This window comes from Nostoc sp. (assembly GCF_036917315.1).
GTDB lineage: Bacteria > Cyanobacteriota > Cyanobacteriia > Cyanobacteriales > Nostocaceae > Nostoc.
The window spans coordinates 52,169-74,609 of sequence record NZ_JBALDR010000058.1; the positions used below are offsets into that span (position 1 = coordinate 52,169).

At 41.2% G+C, this 22,441-nt stretch carries 22 protein-coding genes and 1 pseudogene; 12 read left to right on the top strand and 11 right to left on the bottom strand.

The window, feature by feature from the left end; translation table 11 throughout:
- Nucleotides 1–43: 43 nt before the first annotated feature.
- From V7K84_RS27040 to V7K84_RS27050, 3 genes are all read left to right on the top strand, one after another.
- The gene (locus tag V7K84_RS27040) at nucleotides 44–1,300 is read left to right on the top strand and encodes an LL-diaminopimelate aminotransferase (protein ID WP_334842694.1); all 1,257 of its coding nucleotides are present in this window, start codon (nucleotides 44–46) and stop codon (nucleotides 1,298–1,300) included.
- 403 nt (nucleotides 1,301–1,703) lie between these two features.
- Nucleotides 1,704–2,996 carry an NF038130 family PEP-CTERM protein gene (locus V7K84_RS27045; protein ID WP_334842695.1) on the top strand — a complete coding sequence of 431 codons (1,293 nt, stop codon included), beginning with the start codon at nucleotides 1,704–1,706 and terminating at the stop codon, nucleotides 2,994–2,996.
- Nucleotides 2,997–3,540: 544 nt separating this feature from the next.
- The gene (locus V7K84_RS27050) at nucleotides 3,541–3,963 is read left to right on the top strand and encodes a response regulator (protein WP_334842696.1); all 423 of its coding nucleotides are present in this window, start codon (nucleotides 3,541–3,543) and stop codon (nucleotides 3,961–3,963) included.
- A 21-nt stretch (nucleotides 3,964–3,984) separates the two neighbouring features.
- Here the strand turns inward: V7K84_RS27050 and V7K84_RS27055 are convergent, their stop codons facing one another.
- A complete protein-coding gene (locus tag V7K84_RS27055; protein ID WP_334842699.1) occupies nucleotides 3,985–4,164 on the bottom strand; it encodes a hypothetical protein in 180 nt (59 codons plus the stop codon).
- A gap of 664 nt (nucleotides 4,165–4,828) precedes the next feature.
- Here V7K84_RS27055 and uvrC point away from each other — a divergent pair.
- Nucleotides 4,829–6,706, top strand: coding sequence for an excinuclease ABC subunit UvrC (gene uvrC / locus V7K84_RS27060; protein WP_334842701.1), 1,878 nt, complete (start codon nucleotides 4,829–4,831; stop codon nucleotides 6,704–6,706).
- 679 nt (nucleotides 6,707–7,385) lie between these two features.
- Nucleotides 7,386–7,565 carry a replication restart DNA helicase PriA gene (locus tag V7K84_RS27065; RefSeq protein WP_334842703.1) on the top strand — a complete coding sequence of 60 codons (180 nt, stop codon included), beginning with the start codon at nucleotides 7,386–7,388 and terminating at the stop codon, nucleotides 7,563–7,565.
- A 367-nt stretch (nucleotides 7,566–7,932) separates the two neighbouring features.
- Here the strand turns inward: V7K84_RS27065 and V7K84_RS27070 are convergent, their stop codons facing one another.
- The 5 genes from V7K84_RS27070 to lgt form a co-directional block, all read right to left on the bottom strand.
- Nucleotides 7,933–8,406, bottom strand: a complete 474-nt coding sequence (locus tag V7K84_RS27070; RefSeq protein ID WP_334842705.1) for a hypothetical protein — start codon at nucleotides 8,404–8,406, stop codon at nucleotides 7,933–7,935.
- Nucleotides 8,407–8,547: 141 nt separating this feature from the next.
- Complete coding sequence (rlmN, locus tag V7K84_RS27075; RefSeq protein WP_334842706.1) at nucleotides 8,548–9,639, bottom strand: 23S rRNA (adenine(2503)-C(2))-methyltransferase RlmN; 1,092 nt, start codon at nucleotides 9,637–9,639, stop codon at nucleotides 8,548–8,550.
- A gap of 79 nt (nucleotides 9,640–9,718) precedes the next feature.
- Nucleotides 9,719–10,072, bottom strand: a complete 354-nt coding sequence (locus V7K84_RS27080; RefSeq protein ID WP_334842707.1) for a phenylpyruvate tautomerase MIF-related protein — start codon at nucleotides 10,070–10,072, stop codon at nucleotides 9,719–9,721.
- A gap of 117 nt (nucleotides 10,073–10,189) precedes the next feature.
- Nucleotides 10,190–11,014 carry a precorrin-4 C(11)-methyltransferase gene (gene cobM, locus V7K84_RS27085; RefSeq protein WP_334842708.1) on the bottom strand — a complete coding sequence of 275 codons (825 nt, stop codon included), beginning with the start codon at nucleotides 11,012–11,014 and terminating at the stop codon, nucleotides 10,190–10,192.
- 182 nt (nucleotides 11,015–11,196) lie between these two features.
- Complete coding sequence (gene lgt, locus V7K84_RS27090) at nucleotides 11,197–12,072, bottom strand: prolipoprotein diacylglyceryl transferase (RefSeq protein ID WP_334842710.1); 876 nt, start codon at nucleotides 12,070–12,072, stop codon at nucleotides 11,197–11,199.
- Nucleotides 12,073–12,367: 295 nt separating this feature from the next.
- Here lgt and coaD point away from each other — a divergent pair, with 295 nt between their 5' ends.
- The 3 genes from coaD to V7K84_RS27105 all read left to right on the top strand — a co-directional run bounded on the left by coaD (nucleotide 12,368) and on the right by V7K84_RS27105 (nucleotide 13,969).
- Nucleotides 12,368–12,919, top strand: coding sequence for a pantetheine-phosphate adenylyltransferase (gene coaD / locus V7K84_RS27095; protein ID WP_334842712.1), 552 nt, complete (start codon nucleotides 12,368–12,370; stop codon nucleotides 12,917–12,919).
- Complete coding sequence (locus tag V7K84_RS27100; RefSeq protein WP_334842714.1) at nucleotides 12,829–13,497, top strand: DivIVA domain-containing protein; 669 nt, start codon at nucleotides 12,829–12,831, stop codon at nucleotides 13,495–13,497. The genes coaD and V7K84_RS27100 overlap by 91 nt, the downstream gene beginning before the upstream one ends.
- Before the next feature lie 163 nt (nucleotides 13,498–13,660).
- A complete protein-coding gene (locus V7K84_RS27105) occupies nucleotides 13,661–13,969 on the top strand; it encodes a Ycf66 family protein (RefSeq protein ID WP_334842715.1) in 309 nt (102 codons plus the stop codon).
- Nucleotides 13,970–14,056: 87 nt separating this feature from the next.
- Here the strand turns inward: V7K84_RS27105 and V7K84_RS27110 are convergent, their stop codons facing one another.
- The 3 genes from V7K84_RS27110 to cysS all read right to left on the bottom strand — a co-directional run bounded on the left by V7K84_RS27110 (nucleotide 14,057) and on the right by cysS (nucleotide 18,623).
- Nucleotides 14,057–15,403 carry a TldD/PmbA family protein gene (locus V7K84_RS27110; protein WP_334842716.1) on the bottom strand — a complete coding sequence of 449 codons (1,347 nt, stop codon included), beginning with the start codon at nucleotides 15,401–15,403 and terminating at the stop codon, nucleotides 14,057–14,059.
- A 252-nt stretch (nucleotides 15,404–15,655) separates the two neighbouring features.
- Nucleotides 15,656–17,095 carry a TldD/PmbA family protein gene (locus tag V7K84_RS27115; protein WP_334842838.1) on the bottom strand — a complete coding sequence of 480 codons (1,440 nt, stop codon included), beginning with the start codon at nucleotides 17,093–17,095 and terminating at the stop codon, nucleotides 15,656–15,658.
- A gap of 82 nt (nucleotides 17,096–17,177) precedes the next feature.
- Nucleotides 17,178–18,623, bottom strand: coding sequence for a cysteine--tRNA ligase (gene cysS / locus V7K84_RS27120; protein WP_334842718.1), 1,446 nt, complete (start codon nucleotides 18,621–18,623; stop codon nucleotides 17,178–17,180).
- Nucleotides 18,624–18,760: 137 nt separating this feature from the next.
- On the opposite strand from cysS, the gene V7K84_RS27125 reads away from it, so the two are divergent.
- On the top strand, nucleotides 18,761–19,879 hold the full coding sequence (locus tag V7K84_RS27125; protein WP_334842720.1) for a CobW family GTP-binding protein: 1,119 nt from the start codon (nucleotides 18,761–18,763) through the stop codon (nucleotides 19,877–19,879).
- A gap of 40 nt (nucleotides 19,880–19,919) precedes the next feature.
- Here V7K84_RS27125 and V7K84_RS27130 read toward each other — a convergent pair whose 3' ends face one another.
- Together V7K84_RS27130 and V7K84_RS27135 are read right to left on the bottom strand one after the other, a co-directional pair.
- A complete protein-coding gene (locus tag V7K84_RS27130) occupies nucleotides 19,920–20,072 on the bottom strand; it encodes a hypothetical protein (RefSeq protein WP_334842721.1) in 153 nt (50 codons plus the stop codon).
- Nucleotides 20,044–20,826, bottom strand: a pseudogene (locus tag V7K84_RS27135) (Rpn family recombination-promoting nuclease/putative transposase). Before V7K84_RS27135 ends, V7K84_RS27130 begins: the two are co-directional and overlap by 29 nt.
- Nucleotides 20,827–20,916: 90 nt before the next feature.
- Between V7K84_RS27135 and dtd the strand changes: the two are divergent.
- The 3 genes from dtd (at nucleotide 20,917) to V7K84_RS27150 (ending at nucleotide 22,422) form a co-directional block, all read left to right on the top strand.
- Nucleotides 20,917–21,369, top strand: coding sequence for a D-aminoacyl-tRNA deacylase (gene dtd / locus V7K84_RS27140; RefSeq protein ID WP_334842723.1), 453 nt, complete (start codon nucleotides 20,917–20,919; stop codon nucleotides 21,367–21,369).
- Between the two features lie 103 nt (nucleotides 21,370–21,472).
- On the top strand, nucleotides 21,473–21,814 hold the full coding sequence (psb28, locus tag V7K84_RS27145; RefSeq protein WP_194042354.1) for a photosystem II reaction center protein Psb28: 342 nt from the start codon (nucleotides 21,473–21,475) through the stop codon (nucleotides 21,812–21,814).
- A 98-nt stretch (nucleotides 21,815–21,912) separates the two neighbouring features.
- Nucleotides 21,913–22,422 (top strand): MogA/MoaB family molybdenum cofactor biosynthesis protein, encoded by a 510-nt coding sequence (locus V7K84_RS27150; RefSeq protein ID WP_442941019.1) that lies wholly within the window; start codon nucleotides 21,913–21,915, stop codon nucleotides 22,420–22,422.
- Nucleotides 22,423–22,441: the final 19 nt, after the last annotated feature.

Sequence of the window (22,441 nt, forward strand, 5' to 3'; positions counted from 1 at the left end):
ATAGCAAATGACCAATGACCAATGTACCAATGACTAATGACTAATGACTAACATACAGTTTGCAAAGCGTTTACAACCCCTAAAATCGAATGTATTTGCTGATATGGACAGAGCCAAGGCAGTCGCTTTGGCTGCTGGACGAGAGGTAATTGATTTGTCGTTGGGGTCTTCTGATTTACCAGCGGAGGCACACGTTATTGAGGCGATCGCCCAATCTCTCCACGATCGCAGTACCCACGGCTATCTGTTATTTAACGGTACCCAAGGATTTCGCGAAGCCGCAGCCAACTGGTACGAACAAAAATTTGGTATCAAAGTCGATCCTCAAACTGAGGTACTACCTTTAATTGGTTCTCAGGAAGGCACAGCCCATTTACCCCTAGCCATACTTAATCCAGGAGATTTTGCCCTGTTGCTCGATCCAGGTTATCCCTCCCATGCAGGGGGAGTTTACCTAGCCAGCGGTCAAATCTACCCGATGCCATTGCTGGCAGAAAACGGTTTTTTACCAGTGTTTGCTGATATTCCCGCCCCAGTTTTGGCCCAGTCGCGGATGATGGTATTAAGTTATCCTCATAATCCCACCGCTGCGATCGCACCTTTATCTTTCTTCCAAGAAGCTGTCGCCTTCTGTCAACAACACAATCTCGTGTTGGTTCACGATTTTCCCTACGTAGATTTGGTCTTTGGGGAAACTGGGGAGTGGATCGATTCTTTTCCCAATTCAAAATCCAAAATCGTTCGACTGAGCCAAGCCGAAGTCCAAAATCCAAAATCCTTAGTCCCTTCAATTCTGCAAGCCGATCCAGAGAAAAGCGTCTCGATTGAATTTTTCACCCTTTCCAAGTCCTACAATATGGGCGGCTTCCGTATTGGCTATGCCATCGGTAATGCCCAGTTAATTAACGCCTTACGCCAGGTAAAAGCCGCCGTTGATTTTAACCAGTATCGGGGAATTTTGAATGGTGCGATCGCTGCCTTAACTGGCCCTCAAGCTGGCGTAAAATCTGCTGTTATCACCTTCCAGAGGCGGCGTGATGCTTTCATCAATGCTTTACACCGCATTGGCTGGAATGTTCCCACTCCCGAAGCCACAATGTACATCTGGGCAAAATTGCCCTCACCTTGGAGTGAAAACTCTGTAGAATTTTGTACCCAGCTAGTCAAACAAACTGGTGTAGCAGTTTCTCCAGGTGCTGGCTTTGGCAAATCTGGAGAAGGGTATGTCCGTTTTGCCTTGGTGCATGAGCCAGCTTTGTTAGAAACTGCTGTGGAAAGAATGGCTGAGTTCCTTCATTAAATTTATTCTCAAGCTGAACGCCAAGGATTTTTGGCGGCAAAGTCTACCAATAGAACATACGGTGGGGGCGCACATTTATCTGTCCCTACCGTATTGTACTGAGCTTAAAAATATTATAAAGTAACTTTTATAACTATGCTAAATGCTGAAAATATGTAATTAGACGTATAAAACTATCAAAACATTCTTCATCTTTTTATTGATAATCGGCAGTAACTTTACCCAATCAGGTCTCTCCGTTTCTTAAACTGGGTTTGTACGCTCAGATACCAAAGACGGCTAAGAATACAGGTCGTGCTTTTAAGCAGCCGTATTGCCAAAAAGCCAGTGGTCAAGACAGCCCAAGCCTAAAAACGACAGTAGTTTAAAACTTAACTTCCAAACTGACAGAGACTTGAAAACAATGAAAACGACTTTTCAGAAACTTGTAATTGGTGCCTCAATGGCCGTTGGTGTGAGCGCTCTTGCCACTGCCCCAGCACACGCTACATCTTTTAGCTTCGATAATAATGGAGAAATTAACACTTACACTGGTGGCTCAAATGGTACCTTCATTAACGGGAATGCCCAAGGTGGTACTAAAGCTGCCATCAAAGCTTTGACAGATAACAACCCCAGTTCTAACGTTGAGCTTTGGTATAGTAGCGAAACCCCAGGTTCTAATGTTGGCTTCACCGCCACAAAAGGAAACTACAGTGCCACCGTTAGTAGTGTTACTGCTAATGACTGGAATAGTTTTGGTTCCCAATGGCTAGGCGATTTATTGAGTAGCTACACACCATTTCAATCAGTTTGGAACGGGTTTTCAGCCGACAGCAAATCACTAATAACTAGTTATTTTCCTTCCTTGGGAATGGGAGATCCTAACATTGGTGGTTTCCAATTCGGTCAGAATGGGGGTGTGGAACTGAAGTTGGTTGGTCACTTGGATGTAAAGACTAAACTTGCAACAACTATTTCTACTAAGGTTGATGAAAAGTGGAAGCTAATTCAATCACAGTTTCCTCAACAAACAACTCAACCAACCCTTTCACAACTTGAAAGTTCAATTCCACAACTACAAACACAACTCAACGCAATTCCAGGACAAATTACAACACTACAAACACAACTCAACGCAATTCCAGGACAAATTACAACACTACAAACACAACTCAACGCAATTCCAGGACAGATTACCACACTGCAAACACAACTCAACGCAACTCCTAACATTCCAGCCAATCAAGTAAAAAGGCAACAACTCACAAGTCAAATTTCTCAACTGAATACTCTCAAAAATCAGCTACCAGGTCAAATTTCTCAACTGAATACTCTTAAAAATCAGCTACCAGGTCAAATTTCTCAACTGAATACTCTTAAAAATCAGCTACCAGGTCAAATCTCTCAACTCACATCATTTAAAGATGTACTGACCCTGCAAGCTGCATTAAATGGATATCAAGGTGAAATTGCGGCTAGTGAAATTGCTAAGGTAGTTACTGGTGGTCAAACTTACTATGCCTATAGCTTTAACCCCACTGCATCCGGTATTACTGCTTCTGATGATGGTGTATCCTACAGTGCAATTTATACTTGGTCAACACCGAAGTATGTCTCTCCATCCTCTGTACCAGAACCCTCAGTAGTATTTGGTATTATAGGTGTTGCTGGTATCTTTGTTACACAACGCAAGTTAAAAAAAGTATCTGGTTGAAACTCCGGTTTCCATTCCAAAAAATAAGTAAGGGAGCTAACAGCTCCCTTTTTTGATGAATAATTCCTTGCAGCTATAAGAGAATTTAATCTTCTAGGTTATACTGTTTCTAAAAATACTTGCAACAAATAAATCGGTTGCAAGATTTTACATCTGTATGCACCTACCAACTTGATTTTTTTTGTAATATGGATTTCGTACAATGGTATTACTTACCCTAACATCTTTAGTAAGGACAATTACCACAATATTAGTTCCAGTATTACTTAAGTAGTTTTACTCATAAAGTTTAGGCAATTAAATTTGTGAAAAAGATGTTAACTTAATACTCTAAATTATAAAAAGTTCGTAAAAAAAGATTAATTTTTGATTTAATTATACTACCATTTTATTATTGTAGTGCAGCTAAATTGGATTTATTCAGATATTTGATTAGACTACATAAGTACAATTTCTATTTGTTTTACTTTTTAAATGCACTACTGTTTTCGTTTATGGTAATAATTACTAGCTTTTAATTAAGATAATCAGATAATAGGTAGCAATGACAGTAGAATTACTCAATATAAATCAGCCATTGCAGTCACACAAAGTTAGACGAATTTTACTAGTTGAAGACCATTACCTCAATCGGATGTTACTTAGTGACTATCTAAGTTACTGTGGTTATGAAGTCCAAAGTTTATCAGAAGGTTCTGCTTTTTTCTCAACCATAGAGAAATTCGAGCCAGATTTAATGTTATTGGACTTGAAATTGCCAGATGTTGACGGTTATTCACTCTTAAAACAAGTCCAGCAAAAACCTGATTTGTCAAAAATACCTATCATTGTGGTTTCAGCCTTTGCTTTTAAAGCAGATCGAGAACTAGCTCTGAGTTTGGGTGCATGTAGCTATTTTGTCAAACCTTTAAAACTCAAGGATCTCATCCTTGCAATTGAAGAACAGTTTACTTGTCGCCACAGATAAACTTTTTTGCTAGGTGTGTGTTTATTCCGCTTTTTGTTCAGCAATAAACTCTTCGACGGACTCGCTAATACTTTGTACAGAACTGCCAATTGTTGAAATTTTCTGTTGTACTTGCGCTAATAACAAAACTGCTGTTTGCAGTTCATTGAGAGTTTCAGCCATAGCCTCACGATACTGGATTTCAAAGTCTTGTAAATTCATAGTATAGCTCTCGTATGAAATCATCATAATAAATATTTCTCAATCATAATCGTAAATTTAACTGACTAAATCCGTTAATTCGCTTAATATTATAAATTCAATAAATAAACATAAATAGTATCAATAAATAAAAATTTTATGTAATATTTATACAAGCAATATAGAAGCATATTCTTGATTAAGAAAAAACCGAAGTCAATACAAAAATATGATTATCTAATCTAAACTATGAAGTTTCAGATAATAAAGTATTATTAATTTAAAAATATTAATTATAAATGCAAAAAGCAAAGTTTTTATTCTGACAGTAGCAGCCAATAGCTAAGGTCGCAGCTAGACAAACTCTTGTAAGCTCCAAAGTTCTAATGCTTGCAGTAAGTTTTCTGGCGAACGAGCCTCTAGCTTGGAAGCCAAAGAAGTGACTACAGCAGACTTCTCTTTGTGCGGACTAAAAGCCTACCTGGATTGATGCTGTTAGCAGATAGCTAGGGTTTGGCTCGTGCTGGTGCTGAGTTAGGAGTCCCCAGTCCCCAGTCCCACTTTCATCTGTTCTGGTATATGCCACTCATGACTGCTACTTTATATTTACTTGATAAATAATTTATTAAATCGGCACGAAAAAATAATTTTTCTTAAAATAGAGAAAGATTACCTAATTTTGGTTGTGACAATATCTACTCAAATATTACCACTGGTTAAAGAGCCAGAACGACTAGAAAACCGTCTAGCCGAAATTCCACCGGAACCGGGGGTTTATTTCATGCGGGACAGGAGCGATCGCATTATATATATAGGTAAATCACGTAAGTTGCGATCGCGTGTCCGTTCCTATTTCCGGGATGGCTACAACAAGACTGAACGTATCGCTACGATGGTCAAGTTGGTGACAGAAATTGAATTCATTGTCACTGATACTGAAGCCGAAGCTTTAGCGCTAGAAGCCAATTTGATCAAGCAGCACCAGCCATACTTCAACGTGCTGCTCAAAGATGATAAAAAATATCCCTATCTCTGCATTACTTGGTCAGAAGATTATCCGCGAATTTTTATTACCCGTAAGCGGCAATTCGGTAAAGAAAAGGATAAATTTTACGGGCCTTATACTGATGCTGGTTTATTGCGAGAAATTGTCCGCATCTGCAAGCGCATTTTTCCACAGCGACAACGACCTCAACCACTTTTTAAAGATCGCCCTTGCTTGAATTTTGATTTAGGGCGTTGTCCAGGTGTGTGTCAACAGATGATTTCACCAGAAGAATATCGCAAAATTGTCCAAAAAATCGCGATGGTTTTTCAAGGTCGAACCCAGGAACTGATTGATATTTTGACCCAACAGATGAACGCAGCCGCTGAGAACTTGAATTTTGAGTCAGCCGCGCGAATTCGCGATCAAATTTCTGGGTTAAAGTCGCTGACAGCCGACCAAAAAGTTTCCTTACCAGATGATACTGTTTCACGGGATGCGATCGCACTGGCAGCTGGCGAACAGCACGCCTGCATTCAACTATTCCAGATTCGCGCTGGGCAATTGGTTGGACGTTTAGCCTTTGTGGCAGATGCTCATGCGGAACCAGGAGCTATTTTACAACGAGCTTTAGAGGAACATTACCAAACTGCTGATTCCGTAGAAATACCCTTAGAAATTTTGGTACAGCATGATTTACCAGATGCGGAGATATTGGCGGATGTCTTAACTCAACGTAAAGGCAAAAAAGTCACAATTTTGACTCCTTTACGCCAAACTAAAGCAGAATTAATTGAGATGGTAGAGCGAAATGCTCAGTATGAATTGCAAAGAATGCAGAAATTTGGCGATCGCAATCACCAAGCAATGCAAGATTTAGCCGCCATTCTCGATTTACCAGATGTACCCCACCGCATCGAAGGTTATGACATTTCCCATATTCAAGGGTCAAATGCTGTAGCTTCGCAAGTTGTGTTTATCGACGGATTACCTGCAAAACAGCACTATCGCCACTACAAAATTAAAAATCCTACGGTGACAGCAGGACACTCAGATGATTTTGCTAGTCTTGCTGAAGTCATCCAGCGGCGGTTCCGTAAATATGCGGAAGATCAGCAATTAACACGTTTGGGTAATCCTGACTGGCCTGATTTAATCATGATTGATGGTGGTAAAGGTCAGTTATCATCAGTTGTCGCCGTTTTGCAAGAGATGAATTTATTAGAAGACTTACGAGTGGTAAGTTTAGCAAAGCAGCGAGAAGAGATTTTTTTACCGGGAGAATCTAAACCCTTGACAACTGATGCAGAACAACCAGGGGTACAGTTATTACGGCGCCTGCGGGATGAAGCGCATCGGTTTGCAGTGAGTTTCCATCGTCAACAGCGCAGTGATAAATTGAAGCGATCGCGTTTAGATGAAATTCCTGGCTTAGGACATCATAGACAAAAGCAGCTACTAGGGCATTTTCGCTCAGTTGATTACATTCGGCAAGCGACAACTACACAACTCGCTGAAGTCGCAGGAATTGGGCCGCGTTTGGCTCAAGAAATTTACGATTATTTTCATCCTGCTTAAGGAGACTAATAGTCTGTCAAATTTCAATTGATGGGTAAAAAATTTGTAAATCGCAAAGACGCGATAAATCGCCGTCTCTACAAAGGACTGATTATTGTAAAGACGGCGATTTATCGCATCTCTTGCCTGAACCGAACCGTATTGTTCCACTCTCACAGAGAATTCAGTTAAGGTTGTCTGCGAAAATTTAAAATTTAAGATGTGTAAATACCGTAAATTTACGGTATCTCATAAGTATGCTAATTTTGATGAAATTATTTCACTAGAATTTAACGTCATCAATCTTGCTAGCAAAGATTAACTAAATCTTAAGATAAAAATTTTGTTACTAAATATACAGTAATTTATTGGTTTTAATTTTTGAATACAAGAACGGCTTTTTTTGTATTAGTCTGAAATGACTATAAATAAGGCACTCTCAAGGCATTCATTATGGGGATCAGTAAATCTCTAAGCGGCATTTATTGAAAAATAATTTATGTGTCTAAAGTAGGAGGGTAAAATCACTGAAATTCTAGAATAATAGATAAAGATATCGGAAAGTTATCAAACCTGAAGTTTTGTTTAAAATAATCAGCCAATATTACAGCAGTTTGTTAAGTTGGGTCGAACCAGATTTTTTCCTGGTTTAACTAGTAGCTTTACCAAATAAAAAATAATTACAACCAGGGGTTTTAAAATGCAGACAGTACAAAAGATTTACTGCCCAAATTGTGGTAGTCATGCAGAGCGTTATTATATTTCGGATAGTCAATTAACTCGCACACAATGCCCAAGTTGTGACTATTTGATGATTACTTGCACTCGCACCGGCAAAGTAATTGAAGCGTATGCTCCTGGCATTCATGCACATCGGTAGCTAATAATAAAAAATTAAAAATTTGAGAATATTTTCTCTAGTTTTTAATAAAAAAGTTATTTATAAAAGTAGAATTCAGGAGTCCAAAGTCAGAATTCAGTATGAATTTGAGTCGGAAGGTTACTGAACTTGCGATGCTCTGAGCTTGTTGTACTCCTTCCCTACGGGACGCTGCGCGAACAAAGAAGCAAGCTACACGCAGCGTCTTGTAGAGAGCATCTGAAGAAGTAAGTTTAAAAAATGCGCTAAATCGTCCTTTGCACGTTTCTAAGAAAGGAGATTTAGCGCTTTACATTAACGGCGAGTCAGTAGCTTGCTTTTTGCAGGGTATTCCCCACTTTCTTATTCAACAGAAATTTTGAACACTTCACAGGTTTTGTTTCTGTTGTCTGAATTCTTGCTGTCGTCTCTGTTCTTGTAATCTAAATTGTTGCTGTTGTCTAATTTGTTGATCTTGTCTAAGTTGTTGCTGTTGTATTCTCAGCTGTTGCTGTTGTGTAAATTGTTGTTGTTGTAGTCTTGTTTGTTCCTGTTGTAGTCTAAATTGCTGCTGGCGTATCAGTTCTTGCCGTTGTCGTGCAAATTCTTGCTGTTGTTGTAGTTGTTGTAACTGTAGCTGTTGTTGTTGTTGAAGGTTTAGGCGTAGCCATGTTTCCTTCATTTGTTCTTGTGTTTGCTGAATTCCTTGCTCTTGTTGTTGTCTCATTCTTTCTTGAAAAAACTCAGGTTGCTGAGGAATCGGTTGAATTATTTGTCCATAAGCAGGAGAATTCACCGGCAGAGCTTTTGCAAGAACAATAGCTAGTAGCCATAGTTTAAGCGTTAATGATCGATTCAACATACAGTTATTTGTTGTCGGTTGGGTTGAGCGATCGCTTAACCTTAATATAACAATTTCTACCGCTACCCAATTGCACCAATTGGGACTAACGTCAAGATATCTGTAAAATTAAAGTAATTAAATTTACTGACTGTAACAGATTTAATTCTTACTCGCTCTTAGTTGCCCACAAGCAGCATCAGCTTCTAAACCACGGGAATAACGGACGCTAACAGCAGTATTTTGCTGTTTGAGAACGTTAACAAATGCTTGAATGCGATCGCGGTTGGGGCGTTTGTAGTCTACTTCTTGGATGGGGTTGTAGGGAATCAAATTCACATGACTTTGAAATCCTCGCAGGCATTTTGAAAGTTCCAGTGCGTGTTCTGGTAAATCGTTAACACCAGCGAGGAGAACATATTCAAAAGTAACGCGGCGTCCAGTGATTTCTACATATTCCCGACATTCGGCCAGTAAATCTTCGAGAGGATAGGCGCGGGCGCTGGGGATGAGTTTTTCGCGTAGTGCTTGGTTGGGTGCGTGGAGACTCACAGCCAGAGTGATTTGCAAATTATTTTGCGCGAACTGACGGATGCGATCGCGAATACCCACTGTAGAAACTGTAAGCGATCGCTGCCCAATACCGACATCTTGATTGAGGGATTTCAGGGCTGCTAAGACATTCTCAGTATTTAACAACGGTTCGCCGAGTCCCATAAACACCACATTGCTAACCCGTTGCTGAAAATCTTCTTGCACAGTCAACACCTGATCGACAATTTCGTGCCGTGCTAGGTTGCGTTTGTAGCCTCCCTTACCAGTAGCGCAGAAATCACACGCCATTGGGCAACCCACCTGAGTAGAGACGCAAACAGTCAGACGGGCTTTTGGGCCTTCTCCCCTTTCTGCGAAGGTGGGGATGCCTACAGTTTCAATAATCTGACCGTCTGTTAATCGTAAAAGATATTTGACCGTACCATCGGGAGCCTCAGAGCGGTAATGTAAAATTGAGCGCCCAATGGGGATTTCTGCTACTTCTTGCCGCCATTGCTTGGAGAAGACAGAAATATCAGCTAGCGATCGCACCCCTTTGTCATAGATCCATTCATGCAGCTGCTTTCCTCTGTAAGCAGGTTGTCCCTGCTGCTGCACCCAAGTAGTTAACTCTGCCAGAGAAGCACCTAGAAGGGGAGGGATTAATTCTGATTTTTCTGAGTTGAAGTCAACCTGAGATACAAGAGGCGTAGCAGACATAAAAAGATCGTGAGTTGATGTTGGATCTCTATCCTACACCTGCTAGATCGAGTTAGTCTTGACTAAAGATGACGAGAAACTAGCCAAAAGTTGTGCCGTTCCAGCCCCACATTGCACCCTTAGCGTCTGCAAACTCTATGTAAATGCGATTTTTCGGCACACCTAGAGTTTGGTTAATCTGCTGGCAAAAGTCTTGACTCATTGCTGCGGTTTGCTCTGGCTTCATCGTGCCAACGCTCTTAATTTCAATGTAGCAAACTGGGTCTGTATTCCCGGCAAAAGTCATAGGAATTCCCGGTTCAAAAGCAGTCATTACATAGGATTCTGGTTTTCCTAAATGTTTCGCTAACTTGGCTGATAGGTTTAAAAGCATTGACTCAATTTCAGCTTTTTGAGGAGCAGATGCAGAAGTTTGCACTTTAATTAAAGGCATAGTACTGAATTGGGATTTTGGATTTTCTTGACATTGTTAAGTTTATCGAAATGCAGAGGTACAGAGTACAAAGATTAGGGAGATGGAGAGTAGGGAGATGAGGAGAATAATCAATATTTAGTTATGAGATGAGCGAAATAGGTGATTATGCTCGGGATGATATAAACGCGATCGCCCTGTTGTTGTCGAGAGTGCTGGACTGATTATATAAAGTGTAGTGCGAATTAGTTTTTCTTGATGAGTGGAGTCTGCCATTTGATTTAGAGGGACAACCCTGATTTTTTCATCGGGCCATCCAATGCGAAAGCAAATCGCAATCAGGGTTTCGGCTGGATAGTGTTCGAGTAGTTTAGCTTGGGCATTTTCGACATGACGCGCACTTAAATACAAGCAGAGGCTAGCCTGATGTGCTGCAAGAGTAGCTAATTCTTCGGCTGCGGGGACTTCTGTACGTCCACTGATGCGTGTCAAAATGATGGTTTGGACTAAACCAGGGACAGTCAGTTCTATTTTGAGTTTGGCAGCAGCAGCTTGAAAGGCGCTGATACCAGGTATAACTTCAAAAGGAATATCTGCCTCTGCGAGGAGGTGCATTTGCTCGTGGATGGCGCTGTAGAGACTAGGATCGCCAGAATGAAGACGGACTAAAGATTTGTGCTGCGATCGCACTCTATCGATCATAATCGCCAAAATTTCTTCTAAAGTCTGATTCGCAGTTCTAATTATCTCGGCATTTTTTCGGCAAAGTTCTAAAATCTGTTCGGGTACTAAAGAATCAGCAAATAAAATTACATCAGCAACAGCCAGTAGTTTCTGCGCCTTCACCGTTAATAAGTCAGGATCTCCAGGGCCTGCTCCGACAATATACACAGATGGTTCTACAGCATATAGTGTTTTTTTATCGCTTAGGCTTTCTGTATATTCACTCTTAAAAGAACACACGGCAATCCCTCAAAAAAATTTTTTGGCAAATTCTTCAGTATCTTTCCGGATTCACCCTCTTTCCCTAGTAGAGAGTAATGGTAGATGCACCCTGGTTAAGCCCTAGAGAATACTCTGGGGCATTTTTTATTTTTTAGTCATTGGGAATTGAGCATAAGGCATAGTTATTCTCCTTGTCCCCCTCATCTCCCACTCTCTCCATTTCCCTTAAGAGAAGGAACTACATCGGGTAAAGGGCGTTTGAGTAAGTAAAGCCAAGCTAATCCAACTAATCCCAATAGAATTCCTAGACTACTAACTACTTGTGCCATCCGTAATGGCCCCAGCATCAAGCTATCAGTACGAAAGCCTTCAATCCATAAGCGTCCTAAGCTGTAGGCTGGCCAGTAAATTAGGAACAGTGTGCCTACCTTCAGGCGTGGCTTACCGGATAAAGACCGGAAAAACAACGTTATTAGTAACGTAAACACCATTAAATCCCATAGAGATTCGTAGAGGAAGGTGGGATGAAAGTAATCGAAATTAACATAGTCTAAAGGACGATGCTCTGCTGGAATATAGAGTTTCCAGGGTAAATTAGTAGGATCGCCAAAAGCTTCAGAATTAAAGAAATTGCCCCAACGTCCGATCGCTTGCCCTAAAATCAGCGAAGGTGCTACTAAATCTGCCAATTGCCAGAAAGAAACCTGCTTGATTTTGGCAAAGATTAACGCAGCGACAACGCCACCAAGAATCGCTCCATGAATGGCAATACCTCCTTCCCAGATCGCAAAGATTTTTCCTGGAGTTGGGGCATATTTTGACCACTCAAAAAAAACGTAATATAGCCGTGCGCCAGGAATTGCCCCAATCAACAACCAAAAGAACAAATCACCTAGCAACTCAGGATTAACGTTACGGCGCTTTGCCAAATTCTGGGAAAGGATAACGCCAATTAACACTGCTGTGGCAATCAACAAGCCGTACCAACGAATACTGAGTGGCCCTATTTTCACCAGAATCGGTCCTGGAGAAGTAAACTGAAACGCCAAGGGCAAAGTGGGAAAATCCAGTGCCATGAAAAATTACCTAGAAAAGTTCGTTAACTACCCGCGCACTTTGCTAAGTACGGAGTTTCTTGTGTCTTGAATACTGTAACTACACTTGAATCTTCCACAACATTGTGGGGACGTAGGTAAAAATCCAGTATTCATATTTAGGAGTCTAGTTCCTAACGCCTAGTTGAGCATAACTTGTGCCACTAAAACAATTGAGTTTACCATCCTTACCGAGAGCGCAAGATGGTAGATTTGAGTAAGTTACACAAAATGGTTTCGATATAATCACCTAAACAACTTTGATATATTTAAAATTGTGATCGCTATTTATCCTGGTAGCTTCGACCCCATCACCTTGGGACACCTCGATCTTATCCAGCGCGGTAGTCGGCTGTTTGAGCGGGTGATTGTCGCTGTACTGCGGAACCCTAACAAAATGCCACTTTTTAGTGTCGAGCAACGGCTAGATCAGATCCGTATTTCTACAGAACATTTACCTAATGTAGAAGTCGCTAGCTTTGATGGTCTTACCGTCAACTATGCCCAAATGCGACAAGCACAAGTTTTGATCCGGGGTTTACGAGCTGTGTCAGATTTTGAAGTGGAACTGCAAATGGCTCACACCAATAAAACTCTTTCTACCCAAATAGAAACAGTTTTTCTCGCAACCTCAAATGAGTATAGTTTTTTAAGTAGTAGTGTGGTAAAAGAGATTGCAAGGTTTGGTGGCTCTATCGATCATCTCGTTCCCCCACACATTGCCCTAGATATATACCAATGCTACAATCAGAAATCTCCAATGTTGAACCCAATCTCAACGGAAGCAATCCCCCCCCTCAAGAATATATCGGTGGAGAGGGAAGCATAGATATTCAGCAGGAACTCAACCGCCTAGAGGAAATGGTTCTCTCTAGTCTCAGAATTCCGCTGACGGGACGCACACTCATAGATGAAGAAAAGCTGCTAGATCAGCTTGATTACATCCGGCTGGCCTTACCATCACTTTTTCAAGAAGCAGCAACAGTTCTCGAACAAAAGGACGAAATTCTGCTGGAAGCGGAAGAGTATGGACAGCAGGTTGTTGAGGCTGCACAAGCAAAAAGAGCGCAAATTTTAGCTGAAAGCGATATTATTCACCAGGCTGAACAGGAAGCTGAACGACTGCGGCGACAAGTGCAACAAGAGTGTGAGGGAATAATGCAAGAAACACTCGCCGAGATTGACCGCAAGCGGTATGCTTGTCAGCAAGAGTTAGAGCTGATGCGACAAAATGCGATCGCTCATGCTCAAGAAATTGAAGATGGTGCTGATGCTTATGCCGATGGCATTTTGGGAAATATCGAGCAGGATCTCAAAGAGATGTTGCGAGTTATCACCAACGGACGGCAACAATTGCAAATTGATAACCTCACTCAGCGCAATTCACCTCCTGGCAAAAAAAGATAGAGGTTTTAACCAGAGATGAGGAAAAATTATCGGTTGGGTTTCGCTATTGCTTAACCCAACAATTTTCATGAATGAATAATTTTAGGGAATCTACCTACTAATAAATTTTAAATTTTAGCTTGTAATTAAGCAGGATTTTTAATAAATTCTTCCTTTTGCTCAAGTGAAGTGTGGATTAAATATAGCTGGTTTAATTGGAATTATTTATTTGCTTTGGGCAATTATTTACTTAATTTTAACACTAGCTTGGCTATCCCAACGTGGAACCAGGCTTAGAGGTTGGGCTTTAGCCCTTTACATTTTTCAACTTATATTTACGCCAATTATAATGTTGTTAAGTGGAGTAATCTTGTATTATCAAGGTTGGCGTTTAGATCCGGTTCTTCAATTTGAGCAATTTTTATTGTTGCTATTAATTCTTTACCTGAGTATTAAAGATATTGTAATTAATGCAGTTTACATAGATAGATGATTTTATAATTTTTTGTAGAGACGTGGACTTAGACTGGGCTTCGCTAACGCGTCTCTAGCAAAAATAGAGTATTTTTACACAATATAACTACAAGGTATATGTAAAATCTTCTACCAGCATACCGGGAACTAAACTACCTCCTAGTTGGCGACTTTCATAAGTTCCTACTTCGGGAATAAACTCCTGAAAATTTGTCAAATCTACTAAGTTTTCTCCCCAAAAGCGGTAGAGACTTTCGTCAAAACGTAAGTTTTCAATGGGTGCGATAATTTCTCCATTTTCTACCCAAAAACAAGCATAACGAGTCATACCTGTGATTCTACCAGTGTGGCGATCGCTCCAATTCAAGTAATGCAAATTAGATACATATAATCCTGTATCTAAACTCGGAAGAATCTGCTCAAATCCTAAATTTCCCGGACTTACTTCTGGCGCTCGTAAAGTCTCTGAACCATTAGCGCCGTTGGCAATTTTTTGATATTCTTTAGCAGTGCGAGAATTCACCAAAGTATTTACCAAATATCCTTTTTCTATTACAGGTAACTCTGGTGCTGCCATTTCTCCCAATTCATTAAATCGCGGCACTAATCCCCGCTGAAAATTTTCTTTTAAACTAAATCTTGGAGAAAGTTGTTTTTCTTGACGCCATAAAGCAGCTAAAGCACTGTTTCCTTGTTGGATATCAGCTTCGCTCACAGCTCCCCAAGAAAGCATCAATAATAAATCTGCAACAGCAGCAGGTGCAAAATAAGTTTTGTACTGTCCACGTGGCAGTTCTTTTGTTGGGTGAGCAAGCAATTCTAGTTGTTTTTTAGCTTCGCTAATTTTGGCTATATATTTAGATTCATTCCAATCACTGCCGGCAAACGTACCCTTAACTGCTTGTCCAGATGGGGAAAATAAAGAATAATCTAACGTAAAAGAATCAGTAGCAAACCAGTGTTTTTGACCATTAGAATCACCATAAGCTTTAATTACCACTCCTCCTGCATATATTCCTGTAAAATCCAATTCAGCAACTAGTTCTAGCACAGTTGGTACTACTGCCTCAGCCGCCAATAAATTTCCAGAATGTATTTCTCTACTGATATTATTTCCTGATGGCAAAACTAGATATGGATCGATGGGTAGTAGAATAAGTTCGTCACGTAGTTCTTGCAACGCACTATATGCTAACTGCCAGTCTACCTCCCAATTTCCAGTAAAGGGAAACTGCCGAACACTGTTGCGCTGATTTTGCATCAAAGTCAGTTCTATCCAACCATCAGCAACACAACCAGTTTGTCGCACTTTTGCATGATTAAAGCGAGTAAATTGACTTATTTCACTGCTGAGTCTCACGGTGAATTGTTCATCTTCTGCTTTTTTAATCAGCAGACTTTCAATCAGTCGATTAAAGCTGACTTCTAACGCAGATAATTCCTCAATTTTCATGGATATTAAATATTAATAGGGAATAGAGAGAGGGAGAAAGTTAGGAGTTACGAGTTAGGAGTTAAAAAAAATTTTATAAGTAGCTAGGCGTAAATAAATTAAAGTTTGTAGTAAGGACTTTAGTCCTGATAATCCTTTTTAATCGATGAATCGCTCACTACGAGCTAGGATTTTATTTTATGTTTAATTATGCCTACCTACTTAATTCAAAACTCCTAACTACCAACTCCTAACTCCTAACTATTGTATTTTTCAAGTTCCTCCACCAAAAACTTCGACATTAGCAAATACACAGACAGGTGAACCGTGTCCTACCCAAATGGCCTGATTTGGTTCTCCTTTGCCACAATAAGGAGTACCATACATTTGCCAGTTTGTGGCATCTCCGACTTTAATTAAACTATGCCAAAACTCTGGTGTTGTGGCGCGGTAGTTGGGATTACGGAGGGTTTTGGTAAGTTTACCGTTTTCAATTAATTTAGCGTACTCACAACCAAATTGGAATTTGTAGCGGCGATCGTCAATTGACCAAGAACGGTTAGATTCCATGTAAACGCCGTATTCTATCCCGCCAATAATGTCTTCAAAAGTGCCGTTTAAAGGCTCTAAATTCAAGTTACCCATGCGATCGATCGCTGGTCGATTCCATGAGGAAGCACGGGCACAGGCAACTCCTGCTACACCTGCTCTGGCTTGACTCTCTAGACTGCCTAAACCCCGTTGCAGTACACCTTCTTTAACTAAATACTCCCGTGTTGCTACAGCACCCGTATCATCATAGCCATAACTGGCAAATTCACCAGGCACGGTGGGATCAAAGGTAATATTCATCAACGGCGAACCATATACTAGGTTGCCAAAATCACTTTTATTAACAAAGCTGCCCCCAGCATAGTTACGCTCATCTCCCAAAATTCGGTCAATTTCTAGAGGATGCCCGACACTTTCATGGATTTGCAGCATCATTTGATCTGGGGCTAAAACTAAATTGGTACGGGTAGTTGGGCATTCTTCTGCTGTCAAAAGTTCTATTGCTTGTTCGCCTATTTGCCGCACCCGATGCCATAAATCTTCTTGTTTTAATAGTTCGAGTCCGCCTTGGTAACAGTTTGCTTGCGAGCCGTTGTTGCTACGCTGTTGTACAACTGCCCCATCTTGGGCAGTGGCTCCGTAATTAGTACCTATAGATAGTATTTTTTGATAGACTTCTGAGCCGTTACTGCTAACAAACCAAGATTCTCTCTCGATTGTGCTGGCACTAGCTATGGTTTGCACAATTTTGTCGTCAACTTTGAGCGTTTGGCAAATACGAACCAGTAAATCGTTGATTTCGCCTGGACTCAGAGCATCGAATGGCTCAAGAAATGGAGATTTATATTCACCAACAACTTTAGGGCGCTCACTTTCACGGAAGGAATGTATCCACCATTCACTAGCTGCTAGTGCTTGTTTATAGGCTGTTTGAGCAGCAGTTTGAAGGGAAGATAGTTCTAGAGAGTTAGTAGCTGCATAACCCAGACAGCCATTGACCAAAACTTCCAGCATGGCTCCGACAGTGAAGGATTTGCCATTTAGTTGGGGTAAGGCGTCACGGACTGAACGGTTAGTAGAAGTCTCCTTTACGGCTCTAATACCAATCCAATCAGCGGGTATATCGAAACTAGCGATCGCTTTCTTAAGTTCAGACCACATAATTTTGGGGAATAAAGAATGGGGAATGGGGCATGGGGCATGGGGCATTGGGAAAAATTCAATTCCTAGTTCCCAGTCCTCTCTAATTACGATGCCAGCGCGTGCCATCACGGCTATCAATTAGCGTAATACCTTCTGCTTGGAGTTCGTTACGAATGCGATCGCTTTCGGCAAAATTCTTGCCTTTACGTGCTTCTTGCCTTTGCTGAATTTTCGCCTCAATTTCCGCATCGCTTAAACCATTACTTGTTTGAGTTTCGGCTTCTATCTCGGCTTCTAAACCCAAGACTCCAGCTAATGTGAGGAGAGTATGCCATTGACGCTGTAACTCATCTGGTGATGTTTCGGTTTTCCCTTCATGCACAATAATATTTCCCTCACGGCGCAGTTCTTTGGCTAATTCAAACAGCACTGTTAATCCACCAGGAAAATTAAAGTCGTTATTTACGGTTTCTTGAAAGCGTTCAACAGTTTCAGCGAGTAGTGAAGCAGTTCCCACTCCCCAGCCAAGTTTTTTGCCGTATTGGTAGCCGAAGAGTAAACCTTCTTTAATGGTGTGCCAACCGTTGGTTGCTGCGGCGATCGCTTCGTCGGTAAAATCAATTGGTGTACGATATTGAGCCGTCAATACGAATAACCGCACTGCCATCGGGTCAACTCCTCGATCCAGTAAGTCTCTAATAGTGGTAAAGTTGCCCAAAGATTTGGACATTTTTTCACCATCTACTTTTACCATGCCGTTATGCAACCAGTAACGCGCTAGGGGTTTTCCTGTTACAGCCTCAGATTGGGCAATTTCGTTTTCGTGGTGGGGAAAAATCAAGTCAGCACCACCAGCATGAATATCGATGGTATCACCCAGGCGATCGCGCACCATTGCCGAGCATTCTATATGCCACCCCGGACGACCTGCGCCCCAAGGTGATTCCCAAGAGGGTTCTCCCGGTCTTGCTGCTTTCCACAAGGCAAAATCAAAGGGGTCTTTCTTTTTCTGATACTCTGGATCTTCTATGTTGACGCGATCGCTTTTCCCGGCTTGCATATCTTCTAACTTGCGTCCCGAAAGCTTGCCATACTCAGCAAACTGCCGGACTGCATAATACACATCACCGTCAGCAGGATAAGCAAAACCTTTATTTTCCAACTCATGAATTAACCGCTGAATGCCATTCATCGTATGGGTAGCGCGGGGATACTCATCAGCTTCTTTGATTCCCAATCGCGCCATATCCTCAAAATATGCTTTGATAAAGCGATCGGCCACAGCTTCCATTGATGAATGTTCAACACAGGCTCGATTGAGAATCTTGTCATCAATATCGGTAAAATTTTGGATATATCGCACTTCATAGCCGATAAACTGGAGGTATCGGCGTACTACGTCCCAAACGATGCAAGCTCTAGCATGACCCAAATGGCAGTAGTCATATACCGTCACGCCGCAGTAATACATCTTAACCTTGCCTGCTTCGACTGTTTCAAACGGTTCTTGACGACGGGTGAGGGTATTGTAAAGGGTTAGGGTCATAACAGAGTAATGCTGAAATAGAGAGATACGTAATAATAGGGTAAAGCAGCTGGGATGACAGTCCAGCATCCCTATGCTAGTGTTTTCTGGACTATCTGCGCTACATTACTATTTTTTGACTATTTGATAACAGCGCTATGCAATCAGCAGTTACACCCGAATCTTCGGCAATGGATACGCCCAAACAAGGAATGCCAGTAACAATTATTACGGGTTTCCTCGGTAGTGGCAAGACGACTTTACTCAATCATATCCTCAACAACCAACAGGGTTTAAAAACCGCTGTTCTCGTAAATGAATTTGGCGAAATTGGCATCGACAACGAGCTAATTGTTTCCACTGGTGAGAACATGGTGGAGCTAAATAATGGTTGTATCTGCTGCACTATTAATAATGATTTAGTAGATGCAGTTTACAAAGTTTTAGAACGCCAAGAAAATCTAGATTATCTAGTAGTGGAAACAACTGGATTAGCAGATCCGCTACCAGTAGCTTTAACATTTCTGGGCACGGAATTGCGGGATTTAACCCGCTTGGATTCGATTATTACCGTGGTAGACGCGGCTAATTACAGCCTAGATTTATTTAACTCTGAGGCAGCATACAGCCAAATTGCTTATGGCGATGTAATTGTGCTGAACAAGGCTGATTTGGTTGATGAAGCCACTTTGAACGAGTTAGAAAGAAAAATTAACGAAGTCAAGGAAGGAGCAAGAATTATTCGCGCTACGCGATCGCAAGTGCCACTTCCTTTAATTCTCAGTGTTGGTCTGTTTGAGTCAGATAAATATTTTGACACAGTGGTGGATGAACACGACCATCACGATCGTGAACATCACGATCATCATGACGATCATGACCACTCAACATGCGGTCACGATCATCACGACCATGACCATGACCATCACGATCATCACCATCATTCTGACCATTTAGAAAATGATGGTTTTACTTCCATCTCTTTCCAAAGTGACAAACCTTTTTCTATTAGGAAGTTTCAGTATTTCTTAGATAACCAGTTACCCTCAAATATCTTTCGAGCGAAGGGGATTATGTGGTTTGATGAAAGTCCAAAGCGTCATATTTTCCACCTTTGTGGTAAACGCTTCACCTTAGATGATGATGAATGGAAAGGTCAATTGAAAAATCAACTAGTGCTGATTGGTCAAAATTTGGATCGTGAGGCTTTAATTAGTCAACTTGAAAAATGCATTTGTCTACCTTCAACCTCTCGCGGTAAAGGCTTTGGCAAATAAAAGTTAGGAGAGACGCGATTAATCACGCTCTGTACAAAAGTTAAAAGTTTAATACTCGTTCCCAGGTTCCACCTGGGAATGCGTTCCTAATCGCTCCACCATCAATTTTGAGCAATGAAAATGAGAGAATAGCGTAGACGTAGCCCGTCGTAGAAATCGCTTCTTCACTCCCCTGCATTACCAACTTCTTCATTTACCAACTGCTGTACCTGCTCTACGGATAACCCCGTAACTTTCGCAACGATTTCCACTGAAATTCCCTCTTGAAGCAAATTCGTCGCTACACGTCGTACTCCTTCAGCACGACCTTCAGCAATACCTTCAGCTAGGATAGCTTGATAAGTTACTGACTCCTGCATAAGTTCCCTCCGCAGCAATTGTTGAATTATCTCTTTCTCTAATACTAGCCCAGCCAGAATGAACGCTGAGGCTGCAATATTGTTCTGGATACGTTGAGCGGTAATTTCTGAAATTTCCTGAGCAACTTGTTGTAACGTAGCAGTGCGATTATTTGTCTGACTTAACACTGCAAATGGTAATAATCCTGGATGCTCCAAAAATACACTTGTTGGTTGCTCCCAAAGACGAATTACCTCGAACCTATGAGAAGTTTCTTCCAAAGCGAATGTGGTTTATTGCACAAGTTCTGAATTTGTCTGTTGAAGATAAATCACTACTTGACGCATTCGCTTATTTTTAAAGCGGCGATACACGCGCAACCGATAATCAATCATCCGAAAGGGAATATCAGCTTTCGGTTGGGTTTGGAACTCCAAATGCAGCACAACTTCATCGGATTGAAGCAATATCAGCGCATCGGCGCGGATTGGTTCCAGAGAAAGTTCAGAAGGGCTTAATTCAGTAAGGGTAATAGATTCTCCTAACAGCCAAGTGGCAAAGTCACTAGAGAAAGTTTCGGCAAGGAACTTACAAACGTTATCGAACATTAAGAAATTTTATCAGGTGGTAGACACTCGTTGTTTTTAGTTTTTATATATTGCTCTAAAATCAAAACGTTGATAAATTTTCTGATTAAAATGCGCGTTGTTATCCAGCGAGTCAAATCATCTCAAGTTACAGTTAATGGTGAAATTGTCGGCAAAATTGGGCGGGGGCTAAATTTACTGGTAGGTATTGCTAATACCGACACTGATGCTGAAATTGACTGGATGGTGCGTAAGTGCTTAGAATTGCGGTTGTTTCCTGACGAAGAAGGAGACGAACGTTGGCAGAAATCTATACAAGAAATTGGCGGCGATTTGTTAGTAGTTAGTCAGTTTACCCTTTATGGTGACTGTCGCAAAGGTCGCCGTCCTTCTTTTGACCGTTCAGCCGCTCCCCAATCGGCACAAGATTTGTATAATCGTTTTGTTACCAAGTTAAGAGCTAGCAATTTGCAGGTGGAAACAGGTAAATTTGGTGCAATGATGCAAGTTACCATTGAAAACGATGGTCCCGTAACTTTGTTACTTGAGAAAGAAGCGATTTAAGTATATACACTAAAAGCTGAATAACAGCAGCCTCTAGACCGTGGTGTTCTAATTGATGAGAGAATATTAAATTAACCATCACAAAAGTTTAAATTCATTCATCATGGCGAAAATCCAGTTTTCTAGAGGTCTTGACGAAGAGGTAACTCCAGATGTGCGCTTGACGCGATCGCGTACTGGGGACAGTGGTACAGCGACCTTTATTTTTACGAATCCGAAAATTTTAGATCAAGGTACCACCGAAGATATTACCGGAATGTACTTGATTGACGAAGAAGGCGAAATAATTACCCGTGAAGTTAAAGCTAAATTTATTAACGGGAAACCGGAAGAATTAGAAGCACTTTATGTAATGAAATCTGCCCAAGAATGGGAGCGTTTTATGCGCTTCATGGAGCGGTATGCTGAAGAAAACGATCTGGGATTGAGCAAAAACGAGGCATAGGGCATAGGGCATAGGGCATCGGTAATTGTCATGTTCTAATGAATGCGCCATTTACCATGCCCAATTATCCATTATTAAAAGTTCATGAGTGACATATAATGCCACAACCCCACCCAGACTCGCCTAGAGTTATAGTAACTTGTGCTGTGGTTACTGTCAGTGATACACGCACTTTGGAAACAGACAAAAGTGGCCAGCTAATTCAGCAGTTACTCCTTGGTGCTAACTATGCTGTAGGAGCCTACATGATTATCAAAGATGAACCAACACAAATTCAAGGGCAGATAGTAAATCTGGGTAAAAGTGCAAATTTGGATGCTGTAATTTTCAATGGTGGTACAGGTATTGCACCAAGAGATACCACTTACGATGCCATTGAGAAGTTACTGGAGAAAACTTTGCCGGGATTTGGTGAATTATTTCGTTTTTTAAGTTATCAAGAAATTGGTTCGCGGGCGATCGCTTCTCGCGCTGTTGCTGGTGTTTATCAAGATAAATTAATTTTCTCGCTTCCTGGTTCCAGTAATGCTGTAAGACTGGCGATGGAAAAACTGATTTTACCCGAACTCACTCACTTGGTAAGTCAGGTTGGTAAGGGGGTGACATGAGCAGCCGTTCAGAAAGTTA

Excerpts from the sequence above, each read along its gene's own strand:
- V7K84_RS27115 (WP_334842838.1), bottom strand. The coding sequence starts at position 17,095 with ATGTGGTCTGAACTTAAGAAAGCGATCGCTAGTTTCGATATACCCGCT.
- V7K84_RS27080 (WP_334842707.1), bottom strand. The coding sequence starts at position 10,072 with ATGCCTTTAATTAAAGTGCAAACTTCTGCATCTGCTCCTCAAAAAGCT.
- V7K84_RS27050 (WP_334842696.1), top strand. The coding sequence starts at position 3,541 with ATGACAGTAGAATTACTCAATATAAATCAGCCATTGCAGTCACACAAA.
- V7K84_RS27125 (WP_334842720.1), top strand. The coding sequence starts at position 18,761 with ATGCAATCAGCAGTTACACCCGAATCTTCGGCAATGGATACGCCCAAA.
- V7K84_RS27110 (WP_334842716.1), bottom strand. The coding sequence starts at position 15,403 with ATGAAAATTGAGGAATTATCTGCGTTAGAAGTCAGCTTTAATCGACTG.
- V7K84_RS27040 (WP_334842694.1), top strand. The coding sequence starts at position 44 with ATGACTAACATACAGTTTGCAAAGCGTTTACAACCCCTAAAATCGAAT.
- cysS (WP_334842718.1), bottom strand. The coding sequence starts at position 18,623 with ATGACCCTAACCCTTTACAATACCCTCACCCGTCGTCAAGAACCGTTT.
- psb28 (WP_194042354.1), top strand. The coding sequence starts at position 21,473 with ATGGCGAAAATCCAGTTTTCTAGAGGTCTTGACGAAGAGGTAACTCCA.
- lgt (WP_334842710.1), bottom strand. The coding sequence starts at position 12,072 with ATGGCACTGGATTTTCCCACTTTGCCCTTGGCGTTTCAGTTTACTTCT.
- V7K84_RS27070 (WP_334842705.1), bottom strand. The coding sequence starts at position 8,406 with ATGTTGAATCGATCATTAACGCTTAAACTATGGCTACTAGCTATTGTT.
- V7K84_RS27150 (WP_442941019.1), top strand. The coding sequence starts at position 21,913 with ATGCCACAACCCCACCCAGACTCGCCTAGAGTTATAGTAACTTGTGCT.
- V7K84_RS27055 (WP_334842699.1), bottom strand. The coding sequence starts at position 4,164 with ATGAATTTACAAGACTTTGAAATCCAGTATCGTGAGGCTATGGCTGAA.
- rlmN (WP_334842706.1), bottom strand. The coding sequence starts at position 9,639 with ATGTCTGCTACGCCTCTTGTATCTCAGGTTGACTTCAACTCAGAAAAA.
- V7K84_RS27100 (WP_334842714.1), top strand. The coding sequence starts at position 12,829 with ATGCTACAATCAGAAATCTCCAATGTTGAACCCAATCTCAACGGAAGC.
- V7K84_RS27065 (WP_334842703.1), top strand. The coding sequence starts at position 7,386 with ATGCAGACAGTACAAAAGATTTACTGCCCAAATTGTGGTAGTCATGCA.
- dtd (WP_334842723.1), top strand. The coding sequence starts at position 20,917 with ATGCGCGTTGTTATCCAGCGAGTCAAATCATCTCAAGTTACAGTTAAT.
- V7K84_RS27130 (WP_334842721.1), bottom strand. The coding sequence starts at position 20,072 with ATGAAGAAGTTGGTAATGCAGGGGAGTGAAGAAGCGATTTCTACGACG.
- V7K84_RS27045 (WP_334842695.1), top strand. The coding sequence starts at position 1,704 with ATGAAAACGACTTTTCAGAAACTTGTAATTGGTGCCTCAATGGCCGTT.